We start from the raw sequence: 24,384 nt of genomic DNA on the forward strand, positions 1-24,384 counted from the left end.
GATTTACGTTCGCGGTACGCTTTGAAGAACATCGCGAAGACCTTCGCGATAGGTTGGGTATTGCATCTGCGGAAGTAAGTCGCGGCGAACGCGACGGTTCCAAATTCGTTTGTCCGTTTCACTACGGAAACGAACTCCGGAATCCACCATTGGATCCACGAATGTCGGTTCCGCCGACCGGGTCGCACGTGCGATCTCTTGGTAGAACTCTCGTCGCACGACTGGTTCGTCGTCTGCCACCACGTAAAGCGGTGAGCGTGCGCGCGATGCAAACCGCTGGTTGTCGAAACTGTTCATGACCGCGGTCGCGGCATCATCGACGTGAATCAAATTCAGGTGACCGGTCGGCGGTGAAGCGATCGGACGCCCAGCGATCACATCGGCTGCACGGGGGACTCGTCCGGGGCCGTAGATTCCCGCCAGTCGCAGCGTCGTGGTTGGTCGACCGACTCGCAAAGAACGCAGCTTGGCTTCTGCGGCCAAATGAGCCTTGCCGCCCTCTCGAGTTGGATGAGTGGGTGACGATTCGTCGACCCAGACACCTCCGGTTTGGTGGTAGACCCCAGTCGTGCTGATGTAGCAAAGGTCGGCGGATTGTTCGGCGGGACGGCCATCGTCCAGGTACCGAATCACACGTGCCAGTCCATCAACCTGCGACGCGAATCGGTCCACTCGACTGTGGCGATCATAGGCCACCGCGATCAACACATGGGTGGCAGATGGAAGGTGCCGCAAAGTCCGCGAATCGTTCCAATCAAACGCGATGGGGTCGAAACCTTCGGCCGCCAGGGTTCCGAATCGGCTTCGGGTGGTTGCGTGGACTTGCCAGCCTGATTGTTGGGCGATTCGCCCGACTCGCAGTCCCAAATATCCACAACCGATGATGAGCAACGAGTTCGACATGCTGATGATCTGGCGATTGGAAAAAAGAGAGGAACGGTGGAAGGTCACCAAACTGTCGCGATTAGCGGCGGATTCGCGGGAAAACGGCAACTAAACTGAGTGAGTCGCGAACGATCCGCTTCGTGGCGGCATCCAACGACTTGGAGCACCGGCTTTCGTGGCCGATGGGCCGCCGTCAGGGCCGATCTGCCGCCCATGATCGTCCGCAACGATAGGGTGGTTTGGTTGGATTGCACGCGTTGCAACGGCACTTTATCTCCTGAACGACATTGCCGCGACCGCTGAGACCTTGAACCAAGACCTGGTTGGTGGGGTACAATGAGGACCGCCCGTCTTTCCTTCTGATGAATCACGCGATGCCATTTCACGACACGCTCGGACTGAGGCTGGTTGCCAGTTGTTTTCTATTCGCTCTGGCGATTTCTCCTTCGGTCAGTCCCGCGCAGATCGTCAATGGAGTTCCCTCGACAATTGGCGGTCCGCCACCGTTGCCACCCGGTGCGACTTTGGTGCCGCCACGCCAAAGCTTGCCCGGTACCGGACAAAGGTTCGGGCCAAGTTCAATTCAGGATCAAGGCGGCAACGGAACGCAGTCCGGCCTCGGCTCGCAACGTTTGATCCCGCCCGGATCGATCAACCAGAACGCGTTCGTTCAAGAGTCGGCTGCGGACGCATTTGACGATCGTTCCGGTGGCACGTTTATCGAACCGCCGACGGAACTGCAACGATTGGTTGAAGAGGGCGGAGTGCCAACTTCGTTGGACCAATTGCGTTCGCTGCAACGTCAACAACAGCGGGTCGCTTCGTTAGCCGAAGCCTGCACCGTCAGCGTGCAAATTGGGCCCGCGCAAGGTTGCGGCGTCATCATCACTTCGACGGGTTATGTTTTCACCGCAGCTCACGTGGCGATGCGTCCCGGCAAATCCGCGATGTTGACACTTAACGATGGGCGAACGGTTTCCGCGAAAACTTTGGGCATGAATCGCAGCGTCGACGCGGGGTTGATGAAGATTGATCCGGGACAGAACATTCGCGATTCGGCCGGACGTGAACTCGGTTGGCCACACGCATCGCTTGGAACCAGCGAAAAACTCAAGTCCGGAATGTGGTGCATCGCAACGGGGCACCCCGGTGGTTACGAAGCCGATCGAGGCATGGTGACTCGGGTCGGCCGTATCTTGGCTGTGTACCCCGATCGTTTAGTGACGGATTGTGCTTTGATCGGCGGCGACTCCGGTGGTCCTTTGTTTGATTTGTCAGGCAAGCTGATCGCCGTGCACAGTCGCATCGGGAATGATGTCGCCGACAACTTGCATGTTCCCATCGATCACTACAATGAACATTGGGACAAGATGCAGGGCGGGAACGCTTGGGGGTATCTGCCTGGCTTCCGACCCGTTTTGGGTGTCCGAGGCAACAGCAAAGGCGGGATCGCGAATGTTGTCCGAGTCGGACCGGGTTCGCCTGCTGATCAAGGTGGCATTCGGGCGGGTGACCAAGTCATCACGTTCGGCGAAGTGGATATCACCGATTTTGAATCATTGAAGGCCGCGGTTTCTGACACGATGCCCGGCGAACGAGTGAAAATTTGGCTGCGACGTGACGGCCAACCTGTGAAAGTGACTGTGGAGATTGGCCGTGGCGATTGACGTTCAAATGACTTCTTGGAAGCGATCGCTGAGCGGTGCGTTCACAGCCATGGCGACCGCCGTGTTGCTGTGCGTGTCTTTGACCGGTCCGGTGTCCGCGCAAGAAGAAACGTCCGTGCCGGCTTGGTTGCAAGAACGCTTGGTCGAACGCGTCATGCATCGCCGCGACAATGGCGAGATGATGCAGTTGGTGCGTCCGATTGCTGAGAGCGTCAACGACGGCGTGGTCGGCGTGATCTGTGGCGGCCGTCCCGTTTCATTGGGAACCGTGGTCGCCAGATCCAGCTTGCACGTGGGAGCGTCCGTGGCGACGACGGACGCTTACGTGATCACCAAGCGAAGCGAATTGTCCAACGATCCGATTCGCGTCCGCCTTCGTGATGGCCGGATGTTTCCCGCTCGAGTCGCCGCGGTTCGCCGACGTAGCGATCTCGCATTGCTGGTGATTGAACGAGACAGCACCGGAACGCTGCCGATGCTTCGCCCGGTGACGTTGACTTCGACCACTCCGGTTGTCGGCAGCTTTTTGATCAGTCCCGACCGAACCAATCGAGTCATCGGATTGGGAGTGATGGGGGCTGGGCCTCGCCGTGTTGAGTACCGCGGCATGTTGGGCGTTCAACTCAATCCGAACGCATCCACCGCGGGAGCTCAAGTCGAACAAATCTTGCCCAACAGCAGTGCGTCGGAAGCCGGGTTGGAATCAGGTGACCGGATCATCGCGATCAATGGGCAAATGCAAAACAACAAGGACTCGGTGATGTCGACGCTGCGGATGGTTTTCCCCGGCGAGATCGTGCAGCTCACCATCGTTCGCGATGGCGATACCAAAGAGGTGTCAGCCAAAATGCGTGAGGCAGCGATTGTTCAAGAGTCTGAAAATGACGCGCGTGTGAACGGAGCTCGCAACATTCGGTTGTCTGGTTTCGAAGAAGCCCTGCAGCACGACACGGTTCTCAACCCCGATCAATGCGGCGGGCCTTTGCTCAACAGCGACGGGCAAGTCATCGGAATCAACATCGCTCGTGCCGGACGAGTGGTCAGCTACGCGCTACCATCCTCGTTGGTGACGGTTGAAGTATCCAGCATGATCGCGGAAGCGGGTGGGAAGTGATCGTTGGTTGACGAGGCATCCTCCGGTGGCGATTTCCGACCTTTCGCAGTTCAGTGCGTCAGTTGCCAGTCCCGATTGAAGGTCAGCAACCCGAGCTTGATCGGTACGATTGTGAATTGCCCCAAGTGCAATTCCTTCGTGCAAATTGATCCGCCGGAAAACACCGCCGGTGCGACCCAGCCGACCCCGCCAAGAGTTACGTTGGGTGATGAATCCATCGGCAGCGAGGCGATGACAGAAGCCGGTATGTCGGTTGGAAATTTGCCAAGCGATCTGCCCGGTGATTCAGCAGCTGATCCTGGCCCCTTGGTTGCTCCGCCGTTGGCCGATGGCTCTTCGTTCGCGGCAGATGACGAATATGCATCTGGCTCGAGCCTCGACTCGGATGCTGATCTAAACGCATCGTCATCCGGTGTCGATCCGAATGAGTTGTACCAAGCCCGACGAAGCGGCACGTCCAAATCGGTAGCGATGTGGATCGTTGGATCGTTGTTAAGCGTCACGCTGTTGGCGGGGCTGTTCCTTTGGTTCCGCCAGCCCGATTCGACGGCGGGTTTGCCCGTCGCTGACCTTGGCCCAACCGCTGACACGTCCAACGAACCGACGGATCCGATCCAGGCCAACGATCCGGAAGTCGCCCCGATTGCTGATGGCAATGAGCCGACCGCGACCGAAGACAGCACATCGACTGATGACGAACCCAGTGACGATCCGGCTGAAACGGCCGATGGCGATGCGGTCTCGGATGGAGTCACTGATCCAGTGGTTCCAAACCTGACCGGCGTACCGAACGACCTGATGCCGCGAAGCCCACTCGACGGTCCGCCCGCCGTTCTCGGTCGCGATCAACCGTCTGAGGGACCGGTTGCTCAGCCTCTCGCGAACGATCCGGCAACCGACGTCGTGACTGAACTGCCGCCTGAGTTCGCTCAGTTTCAAATACTGTTGGATATGCCCGGCCAGGCTCCTGATGCGACGCCAATGTCCGAGGCTCCGGTGTTGGAAGACGTCGTTTTAGATATCGCAGCGGAGGAATTTGTCGACCCGATGCTAATCGCAACACCTCCTGAAGAAGTCGATATCGAAACGGCTTTGAAGATGCGATTGGCGATCAGCACGAAGGGATACCCGCTGTCGGATTTGATCCTGTTTCTTGGCGAAGCCACTCTGATTCCCATTCAACTGGACTGGGTGTCGATGGATCTAGCGGGAACGGATCTGAGGCAACTCGTCGCGACGGATGCGAAGGGTTGGACGACGATGGGCCAGTTGCTCGGCAGTGCGGCGCGATCCGCAGGATTGAAGATTGAAACAGAAGAGGATCGACTGACGCTGACCCTGCCGATGGAAGTGTTGCAGTCCAAAACGGAAACACTCGTTGATCTGGATGACTTTGGTACTGAACGAGGTTCCGCGGAAACGCTTTTGAATCAACTGAACGCGGCCATCGAGCTCGAACCTCGTGATGCGTTGCACCTTCGATGTCTGACCACGGAATCACTGCGGCGGATGAGACAACACCCATCCACGCTCGACGACGACGTGATGACGCGCTGGACGGCTGCGTATTCTCACCAGCCCACCGAGGTTTTGGTGGATGATGGTTTGCCTCCCGCCTGGAAGGTGCTCAGCCGAGGCAAAACGGGGCCTCAGTTGGACACCGCGATCGCGATGGCTGGGTTGCTTCGACGAACGTCTCGCGCGAACGACGCAACGTGCATCATCAACTGGACCGACGCTCAACGACGCCGTTTGTCGCCGGGGCAATTGGTGATGGCGTACGCGGGCGAAGCTGGCAACGAGGTCACCGCGGGCGACATGCTAGGCCGAACGCTGGACCCGATCGGCTTGCAAATTCGCGAGGTTGATTCATCGCATTGGTGGGTTGGCACATCAGCGACCTATGACCGTTTGCCTGTCGTCGTGCGAAGCGAACCATTGGGCCCACGTCGCGACGACGTGTTGAACCGAATTCGCGAATCGGCGCGTTTGGTCGGCGGAGGCCTGGCGATCGAGCACGATCCTGTTTCGGATGGTTTCTTGGCGGTGATGCCAAGGTTCCTCTACCGGCAATTGCCGAAGATCATCGGCCCAGAGCTCTAGGCGACAAAGCCTGAACCGGCGATGCGTTTGGGGTGCCGATGGGTCCGGGAAATGAGACCGGAGAGAAGAAACGGGCGGTTGAGGTCAACCGCGCTTTTCATTTCGATGTGATTCACTCGAGCCAACCGAGGCAGAAGGTTGGCTGTGATTCGCCAGTTGGTTTTGGCGATTTGGGTAAGACGTGTTCCGCGTTGCTGTTTCAGGAAGGCAACGCTCGTCGTGGCCGAATTACTTGGCGGCCAAAGTACGAAGTTCTTCCAATTCGACCGTCAGGCGGTGTCGAAGTGGGCTCTCGTCACGCAATTCGCGCTCGAGCAACTCTTCTGCTTGGTCGAAGGTTTCTTCCGTGCATTTCTTGGGTTCGGCGACAAGTTCACGGAACATGCGTTCGATGGTGGCTTCAGTTAACACGGCGGGGGACCTTAAACGGGGATGCGGGGGATGGTTAATCGTCTGTCCATCTTAAGATGGCGCATGGTGATCGCAAGTGCAAACGATCAGTCGACTTCCAACTTGAATGGGAATCTTCGATCCCCCACCGAAGAGGAGAATGACGGGTCCAGGCCCGACGACAGATGATCGAATGCCCGATAGAATGGTGCCGGTTGTCTCATTTCACTTCCCTGCAATTGCGGTCCCGATGAATTCCGACACGCCTTCTGAGCCCCCTTTTGACGGTCCACCCAACGACGACGATGGATCCGGCGGCAACCCACCCGGCGATGGTCAACTCGGCGGCGGCCAATGGGGCGATGGCGTGCCGGAGGGTGGTCCACCCGCGGACGGACCGCCCGGACCTCCGGCGCCCGGCAACAATCCTGCGGCCGACAACCCCGCCGTTCGAGCTCGGGTGCCCGATCATGTCGCGGGTGGTTGTTTCAGCACCGGCGCGATCGTGATGACCGGCCCCAGCGAGTTCATCGTCGACTTTCTACAAACCGTCGGCCGGCCTCACCGAGTCGCTGTGCGAGTGATCATTCCGCACGCGGTGATGCCTCAATTTGTTGACGCGTTGCAGAAGAATTTGGAGTTGTACAAAGGTCGCTTTGGCGAGCCGATGATGCCAACGCCGACACCCAATCCCAACGCCGAGCAACGTCGGCCATCGCCACAAGAAATCTACGATGATTTGAAGTTGCCCGACGAAGTGCTCAGCGGAACCTATGCCAACGGAGTCATGATTGGTCACGGTGCGACGGAGTTTGGTTTGGACTTCTTGACCAGCTTCTTCCCACAGTCCGCCGTCAGTGCTCGAGTGTTCCTGGCGGCCGGCCAAGTCCCACGTTTGCTCGACTCACTTCGCGGGGCAACGAAGCAACTGGAAGATCGCCGCAAAGGCAACGAAGGCAATCAGTGACCAGGGTCGCTAGTCGTACGTAGGGCTTCCAAGCCCGACGAAGTGGTCGGTTGACCAGGCTGTTGACTCAATACGGTTCGCAGATGGAGCAATCAGCCAATGGGCGATCGTCCACGGTTACCGAGACGAACCGAATGCGATCGCGTTCTGGCTGAGTCAAGCAACCGGTTGTAACTCGACGGGCTTGGAATCCCATCGTACTGGCGTTGCTCACTGAACCCTTTTATCCACGCTCGAACAGCAAAGTTGTTTCGGCGATCACTTCCGCTGATCCCGTCAGTCGAGGCAGCACCGCACCGGCATCGTCGATTCGATACGTGGCTTCAAAACAACTTCCGGTGATCGATTCTTGCCGGAACGTTTCGCCGGCTTCGAGCTTACCCGCGGCGGCCAAACAAGCGACCTTGGCACAGGTTCCCGTCCCGCAGGGTGAGCGGTCATAGGCGTTGCCGGGACACAGCACAAAGTTTTTTGCGTCCGCGTGCTGAGAAGGACCGACCATTTCGACATGGTCGATCTCCGCACCATCTCGGCCCATGATTCCTTGTTCACGCAGCGCGGCTTTAATCGTTAGTGTCGCTTCCATCAACTGATCGACGTTGCTGAGCTCGAGGTCCAATCCGTGGTCGTCGACCAAGTAGAACCAATTGCCTCCGTAGGCAATGTCGCCGGTGACAAATCCGTTCTTCAGCAGTGCCGAACCAGGTACCTCAACGCGGACGCCGGATTGATAGCGTTCGCTGACGACGTTTTCGAAGGAGACCGTTTCGCCATTGTCGTGTAGCTGGACTTCGATGATTCCAACCGGTGTTTCTAAACGGTGCACTCCTGGTGGCAATCTGCCTTGCCAAGCCAGCGTCGCGACGGCACCAATTGTTGCGTGGCCACACATTTGCAACACACCCACGTTGTTGAAGAACACCACACCAGCGAAGCAACTTGGATCGACTGGCTGGCACATCCAAGCACCCACGATGATGTCGTTGCCGCGGGGCTCGTTGACGATTGGTGCTCCCAACGTCGCGAAGTGTTCGCGAAGGTACATCCGGCGTGCGGCCATCGTGTCCCCAACCAGCACGTCTTCCAGTCCGATCACCATTCGCGTCGGTTCCCCACCGGTGTGAGAATCCAACACCCGTACACGTGCAGGCAGCATCATCGTTCCCGAATCAAAGAAGGTAGGTGCAGGATTTCGCCTTTGTGGAGCGAAACATTCATAGCGACGCATCGCCGTGTTCTGCTTGATTAAAGTGGTCTGAACCCGCGAAATCGATGGACTTGGGACGCTCGTTAGGAGTGGGGGCCAACAAGATCGTTTTGCGGGGAAGCAGTCCACTGACACGCACGGTTCCACAGAACATATAGACATGAAATTGCCGTTTCACAATTGGATGCCTCGAATTTTTGCCGGGCGATCGTCCGCGAACGTCGCCTCTCAAGTCGCGGGGTTGCTGTTCGGGTTTGCATTTTTCGCGTTCGGTGGCATCGCAAACGCACAGGGTCCATCATCGCCTCGCCCCAGGGTGATTCAGCAAACTCTCACGCCGCACTGGACGACTGACGATTCGTTCTGGTTCCGTCGTCAGAACGCGGATGGTTCATTCACCGGCATTCGAGTGGATGCTGAAACCGGTGAGATGACGGAGGTGGATCCGGCTGAAAAAGACAGCACGCGTGAAGCGGCGCTCAAGGGAGGCCGCACGCCTCGATCCGGTCGGTCCGCAGAAAGTCACAGTGAGATCACGTTCGTCAACAAGACCGAACAAGCGTTGCAATTGTTCTGGGTCGACGGCGAAGGCAAACGGGTAAAATACGATTCGGTCTCCGCCGGAGACTCACTGGTCCGAACAACTTTTGCAGGACACGTTTGGGAACTGATCGGCGAAGACAAAACGAAGTTTGGTTACTTCGTTGCTGACATCGAACCGGCTCGAGTGGAAGTCACCGAACCGGCTCGCGTGACCCAGCCAGAACCGGAACGTCGTGGGCGCCGCCGACGGGGTGTTCGCCGTGGGGATGATTGGAACGCTGGCGTGCCCGCACCTGACAATGACAAGGTGGTTGCAAGATTGACCGAGGGCAGTTTGCAATTGCTTCGCTCGGAATCCGAAGACGAGTCGGACGAATGGAAAACGTTGATCGATGAATCGCAACTGGCCGTGTCCTTTGCTGATCACGCTGCAGAATCGGCTCAGCCCATGAAGTTGGAATCGCCGCAGTGGTCACCCGATGGAACCGTGTTGCTGACTCGAGCGGTCATTCCCTACGAAACTCAACCAGTTCACTTGGTGGAATCATCGCCCAAATCCGGTGGTCGAGCGGAACTCAAATCACGCCCGTATTTGTTGCCCGGCGATCCGGTCGACGAGACTCAACAGCTCGCATTCAACGCGAAAACTGGCGAAGCGATCGAACTGGATTTGCCATGGATGTCTCAACGATTTTGGAACTTCCGGTGGGTTGGACCGCACCGCGCTTTGATCGCTGTCACCGACCGAGGCCATCAACGATTCCGCTTGTTCGATGTGGACGTGTTGTCCGGTGAAGTCACCACCGCGATCGACGAAAAATCAGAAACGTTCGTTTGGACCACTCACAAAACGGACCTGCCGCGTTGGACTTATCTCGAAGACACGAACGAAGTGATTTGGGTCAGCGAGAAGGACGGTTATCAGCATCTCTACTTGGTCGATTTGGCTGGCGAAAATGAGATCCAACCCATCACGAGCGGTGAGTTCGTCGTTCGTGGAATCGACAACATCGACGAAGAAAATCGCGTGCTCGATTTGGTGGTCAGCGGTGTGCACGAAGGCCAAGACCCGTATTTGAAGCATTACGCTCGGGTCGCGTTCTCGGGAGAAAGCTTCACGCTGATGACGGAGGGCGATGGCACGCACACTGCCACGTTTTCTCCTGATCGAAGCCAATTGGTTGTCACCCATTCTCGCGTCGATTCGTTGCCGGTTCATGAACTGCGTTCCGCGGATGGCAAGCTGATTCAAACACTCGCCAAAGCGACGGTCACGCCTGATGACGCCGAGTTGAATCTGCCGCAGGTCTTCTCAGCGAAGGGCCGTGACGGCGAAACCGACATCTGGGGATTGGCGTGTTTTCCCGAAGGCTATGACCCGACCGGAGACAAAAAGTATCCCGTCGTCGAATACATCTACGCCGGGCCTCATGATTCGCACGTGCCCAAATCGTTTCGTTCGGCACCCTGGCATCGCGACTACTTAGATGCCGGTTTCATCGTCGTGCAGATCGACGGCATGGGGACCGCCAACCGATCCAAAGCTTTCCATGATGTGTGCTGGCACAACCTGAAGGACGCTGGTTTCCCCGATCGTATCGCTTGGATGAAGGCTCTTGCGAAAGAACATCCCGCGATGGATTTGGAACGAGTGGGCATCTTCGGAACGTCGGCTGGTGGCCAAAACACCGGATCCGCGTTGTTGTTCCACGGTGACTTCTATGACGCGGGCGTGGCGGCTTGCGGTTGCCACGACAATCGAATTGACAAAGCCTCTTGGAATGAACAGTGGATGGGCTATCCGGTCGGAGATCACTATTCCGCCTGCAGTAACATCGACAACGCTGGCAACCTGATCGGCGATTTGTTTTTGATCGTGGGTGAAGTCGACACGAACGTGCCACCTGAATCCACGCTGCGTTTCGCGGATGCGTTGATCAATGCTGGCAAGGACTTTGATTTGCTGGTCATGCCGAACGTGGGGCACAGTGACGGCGGGAAGTACGGCAAGCGACGAACGTTGGACTTCTTTATCGAAAAGCTAGAACCCGGGAAGGAGATCGACAAATCGACCTCTGATTCCAGTGAGACATCCGAAGAAGTTGCCACCGTGTTGATCGACTCGGAAAAACTGCAACCACAGACGGCTTGGAAGGACATCCAGAATCACTATCAAACCGACCTGGAGACACTGAAGCGTCGTTTGCCGATTCGTGTGGCGGACGAGCGTCTGTCACAGACCGCCGCGTTCTTGGCCGCATGGGAAAGCCAATTGCAGACGGCGATCGATGCCGAAGGCGATAACACTTTGAGCGACGCGGAAGCGGAAATCGCTAGCGAAATGTTGACTGCGGTGAGTGATGAAGAGGCGGAGCTGAAGACGCTCGTTGCGACGTCTGCGAAACTGAAAGAGATGTTTCCCTTCACCGAACAATTGATCTCGCTGACGGATCTTTCCAAACGTGTGAACGCACTGGATGGACAAGCGATGGCGGCTGAGGTGGAAACGCTGAACGGAAAGCTTCAGGAGTTCGTTGCAGACAAGGAGCCCAAGTCGGTGGCCGTCAGCCAATCCGTCATGGAAGCCGCGAAAGATTTGGTGGACGAGTATGAATCTTGGCAAACGTTCTACGAGGGCTATCACCCCGATTTCAATTGGTGGGTGCTCGATCTGGCCAAGGAGACCGGCGAGAACCTGCGTGCTTGGAAAGCAACACTGAACGTCGGCGAATCGTTGACGGCGAAACAATCGGAATTGGTTGCTGGCGGTTCCGTCGAACTGCCCACACCGGCTGAAGCGTTTGCCTTTGACGAGGCTTACCCACCGATTCAAACATGGTCCCAACGCGAAGCGACTTGGATGCCATCGATCGTCCGTCGATTCACTCGTCGTGGTCGCGATCGTGAAAAAAGAACGGCACAGTTGCCTCAGTGGAAAGAGGAGTTGGCCGCTTTGGAGTTGGACGGCAAACCGTTCGAAGAATGGTCGCTTGATGATCAAGTCGATTGGCACCTGCTGACCGCTGAGGTCGAAACACGAATCGAACGCAAACGGATCGAAGATTCGGGCGAAAAATTGCCGCCTGCGACCTCGTCGGTTGAAAAGGATCTGTCGGGCACGCCGGTCGGACGCGAACGAATCGAGTTGGAATTGCGTCGTCAATTCATCGATCATTCGCCAGAGGAATTGATCGAGTTGGCCGAACGAGAATACGCGATTGTGCGATCTGAGATGGTTCGCGTTGCTCAAGACATGGGATTGGGCGAAGATTGGAAAGCCGCGGTCGAACGGATGAAGAATCACCACGTGGCACCGGGCCAACAGCCGGTGTTAATCGGCGAGATGGCTGACCAATCGGTCGAATGGTTGCGAAAACGCGATTGGATCACAGTCCCGCCGTTCGCCGATTATTGCTGGCGGATGATCATGATGACTCCCGAGCGACAGAAGGTGAATCCTTTCTTCACCGGCGGCGAAGTGATCAGCGTTTCATTTCCAACGTCGGAGATGTCGCCGAGTGACAAACGCCAAAGCTTGCGAGGAAACAACATCGGGTACGCCCGAGCAACGGTGCACCATGAACTGATCCCGGGTCACCACTTGCAGATGTACAGCAACGAGCGGTTCCAACCTCACCGTCGCACGATGAGCACGCCGTTCTGGTTGGAAGGATTGGCCGTCTATTGGGAACTGAAACTGTACGACGATGGGTTCGCTCGCACTCCCGAAGAACGCATGGGAATGCTGGTTTGGCGAGCCCACCGGTGTGCACGAATCATCTTTTCGTTGAACTTTCACCTGGGGCGTTTTTCACCGGATCAGTGCGTCGATTTCTTGGTCGACAACGTTGGGTTCGAACGACGCAACGCGACCGCGGAAGTTCGACGCAGCATCGGTCCGAGCTACCCGCCGTTGTACCAAGCTGCGTACATGCTCGGTGCGTTGCAGATCCGCCAATTGCACCGTGAGATGGTTTTGTCGGGCGAGATGACCGAACGCGAATTCCACGATTCGATCATGGAAGCCGGAATGTTGCCCATCGCCATGTTGCGTCAGGTCTTGAAGCAAGAACCGCTTCAAAGAGACGAACCACCACGCTGGAAATTCAACTGACGGCGTACGATGGTCTTCCAAGACCGTCGAGGCAGCAATCTCCGTACGATGGTCTTCTAGACCGTCGAGACGGCTACCTACGTACGATGGTCTTCTAGACCGTCGATCTTGGTTCTCAACCGCCGTCCCCGCTCAGCGTCTCCGCGGTCAGCAACACCTTGCTGAGATTTGCGACCGGAAAGAAATGATCCCCCGGCAACACTCGCAGAGAGAACCCGGTCGATGTGAGTGCTTGCCAACCTTGCATCTTCGCTCGGTTGGCAACATGGTCTTCTGCCCCGGCGAGAGCCCGAATGGGGACGGGGATGGTCGGGTGCTCTGCAGTCGCGACTCCTCGTGCCAGTTTTAAATCCGCACGCACGATTGGCAAGAACATCGCGAGCGCGTCGGGATGCTGCTTCAAACCGGCTGGCAATCCGCCATAGCGACGGTCGAGTTCTTCCGCGAACGCGTCGTCGTCCCAGTCCAACCAGTCGCGGTTTTGCGTCCATTGGTTGGGCGGCGAGGCTCCCATCACGATCAGCCCTTTCACGCGGGATGGACCGGAGGATTTTTCTAACAACCGAACCGCCAACCGGTACGCAATCAACGCACCCAGGCTGTGTCCCGCCAGCACCAACGTGTCGTCATCAGCAAAGGTTCGTTCCGTCTCGGTCGCGATCGATTCAACCAACGAGTCCATGTCGGTTTCAAGTGGATCCGAGAAACGGGACTCACGCCCAGCCATCCGAACGGCCCACAAGTTGATGGAACTCGGAGCATTTCGCGACGTTGTCAGACTACGAAATTGTTTGAACAGCGGAGCGGTCGCACCGCCGGCATGCGGCACCCACAACAGGTGCGTCTTCGACTTCGATGCGGGACTGATTCGACAAAGGGCGTCATTCGACGTCATCAAGCAATCGTTTCAACGAGCGTGTCAAGTTTGCAGTCCAGGAGAGTCACCGCCAGGAACGCTTTGTAACAAAGCACCCGGCCAGGCGTCAGGTGAGACCACCCAAGTGGCATAGGCTTCCAGCCTGTGAGTCCCTGCCCTTCATCCCTGCAAGGCGGCATCGCCTTCCAGCCTGTGTATCCCAATTCCCCACAATCCACCGAGGATTCAGCTATAACGGGAGCCCCCACAACGATTCCTCCCCATCCCAATTCCCACCATGCCCGCCCTCCAACCCCGCCATCTGTTTCTTGGCTTGGTCAGCTTGGTTTGTTCGCTGCCGATGCCCGCGTCGGCACAAGAAACCTCGCCATCCAAACCGCTCAACGTGTTGATGATCGCCGTCGATGACTTGCGGCCTGAGCTTGGTTGCTACGGCAAATCTTTCATTCACTCGCCGAATATCGACCGTTTGGCGGCTTCTGGCATGCGGTTCGACCGCGCGTATTGCCAGGTCGCCGTTTGTGGTGCCTCGCGAGCCAGCTTGATGAGCGGTTGCCGTCCGGAGACGACCCAGTGCTGGAACTTCAAAACGCTGCTGCGGTCGAAGATGCCCGACGTGCTGACGCTGCCGCAACACCTGTCTCGCAACGGCTACGAAACGGGGTTTCTCGGCAAGGTCTACCACAGCGCCAGCGACGATGCGGCGGCCTGGACCGTCGATGCCAACGAGTGGGCCCCGCGAGATCGCAGCAAGGGCAAAGGCTACGTCCAGGAACTGCCTCGCAAACGCAATCCGGCCAACTCGAGCGAGAAGCCGGGACCATCGATCGAAAACGGCGGCGACGTTCCAGACAATGCCTACGCCGATGGCCACAACGCCGAGCGGGCGGTTGCGATGTTGGAGCGCTTTGCCACACAAGACAAACCGTTCTTCTTGGCCGTTGGATTCTTGAAGCCACACCTGCCGTTCAATGCACCGGGCAAGTACTGGGACCTCTACGACCGCGACGCCATTGAAATTCCTTCTCGCGAAGATGTGATTGATGGTTTGCCGTACGCTCGATCGAGTTGGGGAGAGCTGAAGAACTACACCGACATTCCTGCGAAAACGAAGATGCTCGACGACGACAAAACTCGTGAGCTGATCCATGGTTACCGAGCCGCGGTGAGCTACATGGACGCACAAGTTGGCAAGGTGCTGGACGCTCTCGAAGCCAACGGGCAACGCGAGAACACGATTGTCGTGTTGTGGGGCGACCATGGTTGGTACGTCGGCGACTTTGGCGATTGGTGCAAACACACCAACTATGAAATCGCAACACGAGTCCCGTTGATCGTGTCCGCCCCGGGCGTTCCTGCGGGTGAAACGAAATCGTTGGTGGAATTGGTGGACGTGTTCCCAACCTTGTGCGAGCTGACCGGAGTGCCGGTTCCGAAACATTGCCAAGGCAAGAGCATCGCGGGAGTGGTCCGTGATCCCGAACTGTCGGTTCGTCCGGCGGCGTTCAGCCAATACAAGAAATTCAAACCAGGCGTTGGGCCGGTGCTTGGAACCAGCATTCGCACGGAGCGGTTTCGTTACACGGAATATGTGTCGAGCAAGACAGGCAAACTCGAAGACATCGTCTTGATCGATCTCGACAAGGATCCGGGAGCGATTCGGAACGTGGCTTCCGATCCTGCCTATCAATCGTTCTTGCCGCAATTGCACACTTGGTGTGAACAATCCGCTACCGGGCTATGACTGCGAAATCTAGTTCTGATTCCAAGGGTGTATCTCGGCGCACTCTTAGTCGTACCAAGAAGGCTTGTTTCGGTTTCGTGACCACCGCGTTTGGATTGTTGGCGATCGAGTTGTTTCTGACCGCAATTGGTGCCGGTCGGTCGAACGATCAAACCGACCCGTTGATGGGGTTTTCGAAGCAAGTTCCCCTGCTGGAACGCTTCACCGATGACGACGGCAAGACGTGGATGCGAACCGCGGAAAACAAGTTGGTCTGGTTCAACGACCAACGCTTTCCGCTGACAAAGCCAGCGAACACGCAGCGGATCTTTTGCCTCGGTGGATCCACGACGTTCGGTCGACCTTACGACGACAGCACGTCCTTCGCGGGCTGGTTGCGAGAATGGTTGCCGCACATCGATGCTGACACAAAGCATGAAGTCTTCAACGCGGGTGGTGTCAGCTACGCCAGCTACCGCGTCGCGGCGGTGATGGAAGAGTTGGCTGAGTACGAGCCTGATCTGTTCATTGTCTACACCGGTCAGAATGAGTTTCTCGAACGGCGAACGTACGCAGACTTCTTTGACCAGTCCCAGGCTCAACTTTGGTTGACGGGATGGTTGAACAAGACCCGAACGTATCGGGTGATCGATTCCCTCGTGCCTAAAAAGCGTCCACCGAAATCCGACTCGAACTCGATCGGTTTGGCCGCTGAAGTGGACGAACGTCTGAACCACACGGTTGGACCGTCGGACTATGTTCGCGATGAGGAATGGAGCGACAATGTTCGCAAGCATTTTCGATTCAATGTTCGACGCATGATCTCCATCGCTCAATCCGCGAACGCGAAAATATTGTTCGTCGTTCCAGCTTCCAACGAAAAGGATTGCGGTCCCTTCAAGCCGGCCCCTGAAGAAGATTTCTTCGAACGAGGCCGGCAAGCATTTGAGGCTGGCGATTATGAGGTTGCTCGTTCAGCATTTCGATCTGCGATCGACCGAGACATTTGCCCGCTACGTGCGCCCGGCGAGTTTGCTCAGTTCATTCGTGAACTTCCCGAGTCCGATGACGTTCGTGTGCTCGATTTTGAATCCGCACTGCGCGACGTTTGTCAAAACGAATTTGGGCATGACATTCTGGGCGAAGAGTATTTCCTGGATCACGTTCACCCGACCGTTGAGGCCCATCGACAGTTATCACGTTGGCTGATCGCTGAAATGCAAGACGCGGGATGGTTGGCGGATGGTTCCATTGCTTTGGAACAGTTGCCTCCCGAAGCAATTGCCGAAGTCGATCAATCGGTGTTCGACCGCATCGATCGCAGGGCCCAAGGAATCGCGATGCGAAACCTTGCGAAAGTCATGCATTGGGCCGGGAAGTTTGAGGTCGCTGCGCCGCGTGCTCGAGACGCAATCCGAATCTTGGATGGCGACGCGGAGAGCCAGTTCATTCTTGCTGACTGTTTACGCTGGATGGGACGTGTCGATGAATCGGTGGAGGAATTCGAGCGGGGCGTCAAGGCGTTCCCAGATTACTACCGCGGGTTGCAACGTTACGGACAATTGTTGCTCGAGTTGGAAGACTACGAGGCGGCTCGAGATCTGTTGGTTGTCGCCACCGTGGGGATCCCGGAATCGGACCCTCGGCATTGGTTGTCCCGCTTTCAACTTGCAATTGCCCATCTGGGTGCCAGCGATTTCGAATCCGCTCACGAAGAGTTGCTGCGTTGCAATGAGCACGCGCCGGATGACTTGGATGTCGTGTTTGCGCTCGCGGAAGCCAGCGCGGGGATCGGAGACTCGGAGGCAGCGATCAAACTGTACGAGCGCATCTTGGATGATTTTCCTGACGACGTGACGACGCACCTCAATCTCGGGCACGTGTTCTTGAGTCTGAACCAGACTCAGCGAGCGTCGTTGCACTTTGAGACGGCTCTGCTGTTAGCACCTGACAACCCGCGAGCACGAGCGGGCATGACTGTCGTCAGCCAATTGAATCAATCATCGAAGTAGGTCAGCACGGCATGTGAACAGTGGATTGTTTACACTGCGACGACTTTGTTATTGGTTGCTCTTAAGATTCCCCTTATGAAACGTCGTTCCTTCTCACGATTTAGCAATCTGATTCAGCCGTAGGAATTGAGTATGACACGCCTTCTTCTTATCTTCCTCACTGCCGTCGCGTCGACGCTGCCATTGGGAGGCGTCTCGGCGTTTGATCCTACCGGCAATCGAGAAGTGGTTCGAAACACGCCTGGTTTGGTCGCGTTCTGGGACTTCACGCAGCGTGAATCGACTGGGCAAGAACGTTTCATCGCGCACGTGCCTGCTGGGTCGACGAACGTGTACCCGTTGGATGCGGCGAACTATGTGCGCGACTACTGGGGCGAAGGCAGGCAAGCCACTTACGCGGATTTCCCGCTGTTGAACGATGGGCCGTTTGGGCAAGCGATTCGTATCCGCCAGGAGTCGGATCCGAACTTCCGCCCGTTTCTGTTCATTCCCCGGTCGCGTCTGCATGACACACCGTTGGATATTAAAGGCGACGGCAAATCGGTGACCGTTGTTGTGTGGGCGATTCGAGAAAGTGGCAATCATGCGTTGGCAGGAATCTGGCACGAAGGCACGGACCTCAAGCAATCGTCCACCGCTTCGATCAAGAAGGTCGAACGTGGGCAGCGGCAATACGCATTGTTCGCCGGGCTGAATAAAGCCGGCAGCGCGTGTGGTCATGTGTCGGAGAACGGAGCCAGTTCGTTCCTCAACAAGTACGCCCTTCACAAATGCAATTCGCTGGGCCAGTCACCTGCCGTCTCCGCTGATTCGCCGCCAGAAAAGCTCGCTGCGTCCTGGCAGTGCTTTGCGATGACGTTTGCCGACGAGAAAAACGAGATCACTGGTTGGCTAAATGGAGAGTCCGGTGAACGCTGGCTCAAGAACCCCAAGTCGAACAATTTGCTGTCGTATGCCCACAACGCCTACATGCAAGCACATTACGCTCGGACGCCTGGAATGCAGGACGGTGAAGACAGCGAGTTCCCCGAGGCTCAGTACTACAGCCCGCCGGAAGGTGATGAGTCTGAGACGGAAGTCTTGCGTGAGGACGAGAACCAACGTGTTGAACGTCGCCGCTACCGCTACACCGAAGTGGTTGTGACGCTAGAGAAAGATGAAAACGGAGTATGGGTTGAGACCGACCGAAACCTCGTTGGCTTGCGGTTGAACCCTTGGTGGTACCCGCACGGCATCTATTCGCCACCCGATGCAGAACAAGGCGGGCCGTTCACGATTGGGCGGGTGATTCACAGCAGTCGCAGTGTCGGCTTCACCGGATGGATTGGAGGCGTCAGCGTGTTTGATCGGGCCCTCTCGGCAGCCGAGTTGAAAGAGCTTGCCGACCTTCGGAACTGATCGGCTGGGATCGGAGTGATCCAGTTGAATGCCGATGTCGGTTGCGACCGAGGAATCCGACCTGCGATAAACGAAATCTCACCGCTTCTCAAACAACTTCTCACAGGACGAACGTGATGGCAGAGCTTCTCCAAGAAACAATGGATCAAATCCGGGCTCATCTCTTGGAAGGGAAAAAGCTCAAGGCAATCAAGCTGTACCGAGAAGCGACGGATTCATCACTTATTGAGTCCAAGGAACAAATCGAGAAGCTCAGCGAAGAGCTTGAGAAATCACACCCTCGACAAATGGCCGACAACAAACCCATCGGCTGCGCCGGAATCCTCTTGCTCGCCGTGGCCGGCGCAGGTTTGGTGGCCAAAAGTGGCATAGGCTTCTAGCCTGTGAATAAGAGGGGCAACGAAGGTATAAATCACAGGCTGGAAGCCTATGCCACTTTGGGGACCGGTTCGCCGGCTTGGATTCCGAGTTTCGAACGAATCCGAGCTGATGACCATTGGAAATCTTCCGCACGGTCCACTAATCCAGCCACGACAGGATTCTGCTCGATGTAGTGGATGATTCGAAGCAACTCCTCTTGATCGCGGGCGTAGTGATCGAAAGTCTCCGCTTGCCAAAATGCACCTTCACCGCCACGTGCTCGATTGCACTGCGTCCCCGTGAAGCTTTGGATGCTGTGTGAAATGCCTTCACGTGGAGTGCGTTTCTTTTCCTTGTCCTGTTGTTGGGCTAAAAACTGTTCCGCCCAAGTTGGATCGGGCAGGAACACCCAATGGTGATGGCTTGGCATCACAACGAATGCGAACAGCGTGTAGCGTTCCCCCGCGAAATGAAGGAACGCGTCGGCGACGATCTTTGCAAGCCGATCATCGCGAAGATGTGTCACTGGTGACTCACCATCCAGGATGGAATCCACCAGTTTGAAAAGCAACTTGTGCTTCTTCATTTCCCAATCGGCGTCACTTAGGTCGAGAGGCTTCTTGCGTTGATCGAATTCATCACGATGAGCACGGATGCGTTTCAAACCAGCGGCTGGCAAACTGCCATCCAAGCAGGCCGTGATGAACGATGCTTTGCCCTCGACATCGATGTGAGGCAGATTGCGACGTCGGAAAACTTTACCCTCATTCATACGCTACCTCCTGTGGCATAGGCTTCCAGCCTATGATTGAGACTGCGTTTGCTCTTTGTGAATCACAGGCTGGAAGCCTGTGCCACTGTGCAGGTTTGATCACAGGCTGGAAGCCTATGCCACCGCTTAGGACTTGATGCCGATGTTGAGGTAGGCGTGGACGTGGGGGGCGCCGCGGAAGTGCCAGACCATTGATGGGCCTTCGACTCGCCAGATGTCCCAGACGCGATCGTTGTCGATGTCTTCTTGTTGATAGAAAGCCATGTGCAGTTGGTCGAGTCCTCCGCTGCTGTTCAGGATCTCCATCACTTCCTTCGAATCGTTCTCACGATAAGGAGCCAGCAACATCTTGAGGGTCGATTCGACGAGCTCCTTTTGATCGCTGGAAAGTTGGTCGACGCCAATCCCCGGAAAGTGCCCGCTCTCGCCCTTCAACTGCACCGCGGTTTCATTGGGAGCCTTCTTTTGTAACGCCAGTTTGGCTTGGTCCGCGTCCAAGGCTTGGAAGACCTTGTTGGCTTGCAAGGTCTGCTGAAAGAACGGGCTGTCGGGGAGGTATTCCTCGCCGTGCCCATAAACAACGGGGCCGCCAAAGCCTATTTTGTCGAGTCGATTTCCGTCGGCTCGCATCGTCACGTGACGACCGGTCAATTCGAATTGGAACTGGTCCGAGCCTGGTTCTCCGAACAACGCGAAACTGTAGCTTTCTAGTCCGCCGTCATCGTATTCCATTTGTTCGAGCAGACGATCGTATCCGTCTTTGGAGGTGATGTTGCGAACGATTTGCTCGACCAGCGTCTTCTGCTTCTTCGAGAATAGATCGTCGCCGATGGTCGTTTTGCTGACGTGCCAGTTCGGGTTGATCTTCAGGCGATCGGCGTGATCGAACGGTCGCCAGACAGCGGTCTTCTGTTTGTCGGACAAGGAGGTGTACAGTTCCCCCACGTAGGTTTCCGCGGAAGCGGTGGGGGCTCCCGCCGCATGAGCAAAACGGGCGTCGAAGAGGTTGGTCGTCGCAACACCAGCGGCGATAGCTCCTCCAAGTTTGACGAAGTCTCGGCGGGCAACGCGTTGGCCATCGGGGCGATTGACGTTCATCGGAAAGCTCATGAGGGTTGGAGGGAATACAGGCGGGAACCGTTTGCTTCAAACGGCCGATTTTGATTCTACCAAATTCAACCCCAGCGAACAAAAATTGGATCGTTTCGAAGACAACGTTGCCCAGACGAGAACGTTACCGAGTTCCGTCCTCGCTTGGTTCCGGCCAATCTTTGATCTGGTCGATCGCCTTCATGACTTGAGGAAGGATGGTCCCGGTCACTCGTGAAAGACGAGCGGTGACTCGCGTATTGAACAACAACGCGACGTTCTTTCCATCGGAACGACGAACCAGAATCGTGTTGGTGCCGGGAAGCGAACCGCCATGGGAAGCGGTCAATTCGCCAGAGTCATCGGTAACCACTGACCAACCTTGGCCGTAGTACCTGGGCTTGAGGTCACCGTTCTTCTTGTGTCCCGCCAAACCTTCCGGCCGAGCAAACATGTCGTTGATTCTGGCGGACGACAACAGTGGGCTGTTCTCGGGGTGATCGAATGCGCTAGCGAACCGAGCCAGGTCGCTGGCCGATGCAATCCACGCTCCGTGGGAATCCATCGCCTCCAAGTGCCAAGCCCCATAGGTTTGCGGCACGCGCGAATTCAAGTCCTTGGCGAAGACGGAGTCGCCTTGGTGCGGATCGTAGTAGCGGACCTCGTTTGGTTTGCGGCCTTTCAAACGAGTCGCGCCGACTGACATCGATGTCACGCCGATCGGTTGCAGGACATCTTGTTGGACATAGTCTTCGTAAGTGTCGCCGGTGATCTTCTCGATGACTCGCCCAAGCAAGCAATATCCGTAGTTGGAATACGCGTACCGCTCACCCGGATCGAAGTCGAGCGGTTTGCCTCGCATGACACGGATGATGGTGTCGGGCGTCGCGGGGTGGGATGCACCGAGAGCGTTTGCAAATTGAGTTGAGCGGAACATCGCGTCGAACGATTGGTCTCGATCCCAACCACCACGATGTTGCAACAAGTGCTGGATCGTGATTTCGTTTTGTCGCTCGTCGATCTTGGAACCTTCTTCCACATGAGGCTCATGGTCGAGGATTTCGAAGACTTTGTCGTCGAGCGAGAGTTTGCCTTGATCGATCAACTGCAAGATCGCGACAGCGGTGATCGGTTTGGAAATGCTGGCGATCCGAAACAGGCTCTCGGGAGTGACCGGCTCTCGCTGGCCGACGTCGGCGTAGCCAAACCCTCTCGCGTAGACGACGTTGCTTTGGTCCGTGATCGCCAGCGATGCACCCGGGATACGGTGCTCGCGAAGGAATGTTTGCATCACCCTATCGACTTCGCGAAACGCTGGTTGGTCGTCTCCGGTGACGATCGCGTGCGACGCGGTTGTGGGATCAAAGCCGGGGCCGCGGAGGACTTTGCCGGGGCGTTTGCCGGTGAACTTGCCATCGGCGAGCACGGGAATTCCGTTGACGATCACGTGCTTCATGCCAACCGATTCTGCGTGCGGGTTTTCGAAGTCCGCTCGATCGGCGAGTTCATCAAAGTCGAACACGATCACGTCGGCGGCTAGGCCCTCGGCGATTCGGCCGCGGTCATAGACCATCACGGCGTTGGCCGCGGCGGCACTGGCTTGCGAGATCGCTTGTTCCATTGAGATCGCCCCCAGGTCTCGGACGTAACGCGACAACATCCGTGGGAACGCGCCGTAGGAACGTGGATGCGAGGCGCCTCGATTGCCACCGGCTGGGCCGACATCGGTGCAGAAAGAAACAAACTCTTGTTGCATCGCCAAAATCTTGTTCGCGTCGCTCATCGTTTCGGGCAGTGCGAACGTGGACGCATTGCACAGTCCAAAGAAGGTGTCCCAATCGTCTTCACCAGTTGCTTTGGCGATCGCGGCGACGGATTGGCCAGCGTACTCGCGATAACGAGGTTCAGTGGTTTGGCCGACGATGATGCGGTCCCAATCCGAGCCCGCATGGCGATACCAGTTTTCCCAACCGCTGGTGGATTCGATTTCCTCGCGAACTTCAGCTCGAAGTTCTTCGTTGTCGGCCAACCGGTTGAGGAACTTGGCTCGTCCTTCGCCAAAGTGCCGCGGGTGAATCAGGGCATCGATTCCCAACCCGTTGTTGATGTAGGGATAGATGTCGGCGGTGACTTGGTGACCTTCGCTGCGAGCGGCTTTGATCCGCGCGATTGCCAATTGCATCTTGCCCCAGTTTTGACGACCGGCGGCTTTCAAGTGAAAGATGTGAACGGGAGTGTTGCCAATGCGGCCAATTTCCAGGGCTTCATCGATCGCTTCGAGAAGCTGGTCACCTTCGTTTCGCATGTGCGTGTAGTAGCGTCCGCCGTGTTCGCCCGCGACTCCGGCCAAGGCACCGATTTCTTCGGTCGATGCATAAACGGCGGGAGGGTAGATCAACGCGGTGGAAACTCCGATCGCACCCGCACGCATGGCTTCGCGAACGTGTTCCTTCATCGCCTTTAGTTCATCGTCGCTGGGACGCCGGTCGTCTTCGCCCATCACCAACCGGCGGACTTGGGTGTGCCCGATCGTTTGCACGGTGTTGACGGGCATGCCTTTCAGGTCCAGCAACTGAAAGTACTCCGCCATGTTTTGCCAACCGACTGTTTTCGCGTCATGTTCTGAAACCGGCGCGGCCGACGATCCCTCGCCCGCGTTGATGGTCGTGATGCCTTGTGTCAGTAAGTTCATTGCCGACGAAGGATTCCGAAGCATCGGAGTCGCGGTTTGCCCCATCATGTCGATGAAACCGGGAGCGACGATCAATCCCTCGGCATCGATCGTGTCTTTGGCGGACGCCGGATCGATGCGGCCGATGTGGGTGATCTTGCCGTTCGTGATTCCGACATCGGCTTCGTACCAAGGGGCACCCGTGCCATCGACCACGTGCCCGTTCAGGATCGCGAGATCGAAGGTTGGCTCTTTTGAATTGGGCTCGTCGTCCGCAGCGAAGGTCGCCGGTGAAATCAGCCAAACAACCAAGAAACAAAGGGCCATGGATCGACGCGGCGCAATGTCAGAGGGCTTCTTCCACACAGGATTGACTCGGCAGGCGGGGAGGGGCAGGCGGGACAGTGACCCGAGCCGACAGCGCGGAACAGATCAAATTGCAGCCAACAGCTTAACTGATCCGAGAGGGGGGCTTGGTCGTCCGCCTATGCC

At 56.9% G+C, this 24,384-nt stretch carries 16 protein-coding genes; 9 read left to right on the forward strand and 7 right to left on the reverse strand.

Annotated elements, in window-relative coordinates; all coding sequences use genetic code 11:
* Positions 1–3: 3 nt before the first annotated feature.
* Positions 4–903, reverse strand: a complete 900-nt coding sequence (locus tag CEE69_RS04410) for an SDR family oxidoreductase (protein ID WP_099259715.1) — start codon at positions 901–903, stop codon at positions 4–6.
* Between the two features lie 344 nt (positions 904–1,247).
* Here CEE69_RS04410 and CEE69_RS04420 point away from each other — a divergent pair, with 344 nt between their 5' ends.
* From CEE69_RS04420 to CEE69_RS04430, 3 genes are read left to right on the forward strand one after another with little or no spacing between them, the layout of a single operon-like run.
* Positions 1,248–2,552, forward strand: coding sequence for a S1C family serine protease (locus CEE69_RS04420; RefSeq protein ID WP_099259502.1), 1,305 nt, complete (start codon positions 1,248–1,250; stop codon positions 2,550–2,552).
* Positions 2,542–3,666 (forward strand): PDZ domain-containing protein, encoded by a 1,125-nt coding sequence (locus CEE69_RS04425; RefSeq protein WP_099259716.1) that lies wholly within the window; start codon positions 2,542–2,544, stop codon positions 3,664–3,666. Before CEE69_RS04420 ends, CEE69_RS04425 begins: the two co-directional genes overlap by 11 nt.
* A gap of 3 nt (positions 3,667–3,669) precedes the next feature.
* Positions 3,670–5,769, forward strand: a complete 2,100-nt coding sequence (locus CEE69_RS04430) for a hypothetical protein (protein WP_099259503.1) — start codon at positions 3,670–3,672, stop codon at positions 5,767–5,769.
* A gap of 228 nt (positions 5,770–5,997) precedes the next feature.
* Here the strand turns inward: CEE69_RS04430 and CEE69_RS04435 are convergent, their stop codons facing one another.
* Positions 5,998–6,180, reverse strand: coding sequence for a hypothetical protein (locus tag CEE69_RS04435; protein WP_037251833.1), 183 nt, complete (start codon positions 6,178–6,180; stop codon positions 5,998–6,000).
* Between the two features lie 229 nt (positions 6,181–6,409).
* On the opposite strand from CEE69_RS04435, the gene CEE69_RS04440 reads away from it, so the two are divergent.
* Positions 6,410–7,126, forward strand: a complete 717-nt coding sequence (locus CEE69_RS04440; protein ID WP_233214701.1) for a DUF3467 domain-containing protein — start codon at positions 6,410–6,412, stop codon at positions 7,124–7,126.
* Positions 7,127–7,349: 223 nt separating this feature from the next.
* Here the strand turns inward: CEE69_RS04440 and CEE69_RS04445 are convergent, their stop codons facing one another.
* The gene (locus tag CEE69_RS04445) at positions 7,350–8,285 is read right to left on the reverse strand and encodes a proline racemase family protein (protein ID WP_099259504.1); all 936 of its coding nucleotides are present in this window, start codon (positions 8,283–8,285) and stop codon (positions 7,350–7,352) included.
* A gap of 208 nt (positions 8,286–8,493) precedes the next feature.
* On the opposite strand from CEE69_RS04445, the gene CEE69_RS04450 reads away from it, so the two are divergent.
* Complete coding sequence (locus CEE69_RS04450) at positions 8,494–12,990, forward strand: DUF885 family protein (RefSeq protein ID WP_099259505.1); 4,497 nt, start codon at positions 8,494–8,496, stop codon at positions 12,988–12,990.
* A gap of 115 nt (positions 12,991–13,105) precedes the next feature.
* On the opposite strand, the gene CEE69_RS04455 is transcribed toward CEE69_RS04450, so the two are convergent.
* Complete coding sequence (locus CEE69_RS04455) at positions 13,106–13,885, reverse strand: thioesterase II family protein (protein WP_099259506.1); 780 nt, start codon at positions 13,883–13,885, stop codon at positions 13,106–13,108.
* 259 nt (positions 13,886–14,144) lie between these two features.
* Here CEE69_RS04455 and CEE69_RS04465 point away from each other — a divergent pair, with 259 nt between their 5' ends.
* The 4 genes from CEE69_RS04465 (at position 14,145) to CEE69_RS04480 (ending at position 19,380) form a co-directional block, all read left to right on the forward strand.
* Complete coding sequence (locus tag CEE69_RS04465) at positions 14,145–15,611, forward strand: sulfatase (protein ID WP_099259508.1); 1,467 nt, start codon at positions 14,145–14,147, stop codon at positions 15,609–15,611.
* A 77-nt stretch (positions 15,612–15,688) separates the two neighbouring features.
* Positions 15,689–17,602, forward strand: coding sequence for a tetratricopeptide repeat protein (locus tag CEE69_RS04470; RefSeq protein ID WP_099259509.1), 1,914 nt, complete (start codon positions 15,689–15,691; stop codon positions 17,600–17,602).
* Positions 17,603–17,734: 132 nt separating this feature from the next.
* The gene (locus tag CEE69_RS04475; RefSeq protein ID WP_099259510.1) at positions 17,735–19,000 is read left to right on the forward strand and encodes a LamG domain-containing protein; all 1,266 of its coding nucleotides are present in this window, start codon (positions 17,735–17,737) and stop codon (positions 18,998–19,000) included.
* A gap of 116 nt (positions 19,001–19,116) precedes the next feature.
* Positions 19,117–19,380 carry a hypothetical protein gene (locus CEE69_RS04480; RefSeq protein WP_199169786.1) on the forward strand — a complete coding sequence of 88 codons (264 nt, stop codon included), beginning with the start codon at positions 19,117–19,119 and terminating at the stop codon, positions 19,378–19,380.
* 47 nt (positions 19,381–19,427) lie between these two features.
* Here CEE69_RS04480 and CEE69_RS04485 read toward each other — a convergent pair whose 3' ends face one another.
* The 3 genes from CEE69_RS04485 to CEE69_RS04495 form a co-directional block, all read right to left on the reverse strand.
* Positions 19,428–20,132, reverse strand: coding sequence for a hypothetical protein (locus CEE69_RS04485; protein WP_099259512.1), 705 nt, complete (start codon positions 20,130–20,132; stop codon positions 19,428–19,430).
* A gap of 126 nt (positions 20,133–20,258) precedes the next feature.
* On the reverse strand, positions 20,259–21,242 hold the full coding sequence (locus tag CEE69_RS04490; RefSeq protein WP_099259513.1) for a DUF3500 domain-containing protein: 984 nt from the start codon (positions 21,240–21,242) through the stop codon (positions 20,259–20,261).
* 124 nt (positions 21,243–21,366) lie between these two features.
* Entirely contained in the window at positions 21,367–24,219 is a 2,853-nt protein-coding gene (locus CEE69_RS04495; RefSeq protein ID WP_099259514.1) for a serine hydrolase, read from the reverse strand.
* Positions 24,220–24,384 lie beyond the last annotated feature (165 nt).

Origin of the sequence: Rhodopirellula bahusiensis (genome assembly GCF_002727185.1) — a bacterium.
GTDB classification, from domain to species: domain Bacteria; phylum Planctomycetota; class Planctomycetia; order Pirellulales; family Pirellulaceae; genus Rhodopirellula; species Rhodopirellula bahusiensis.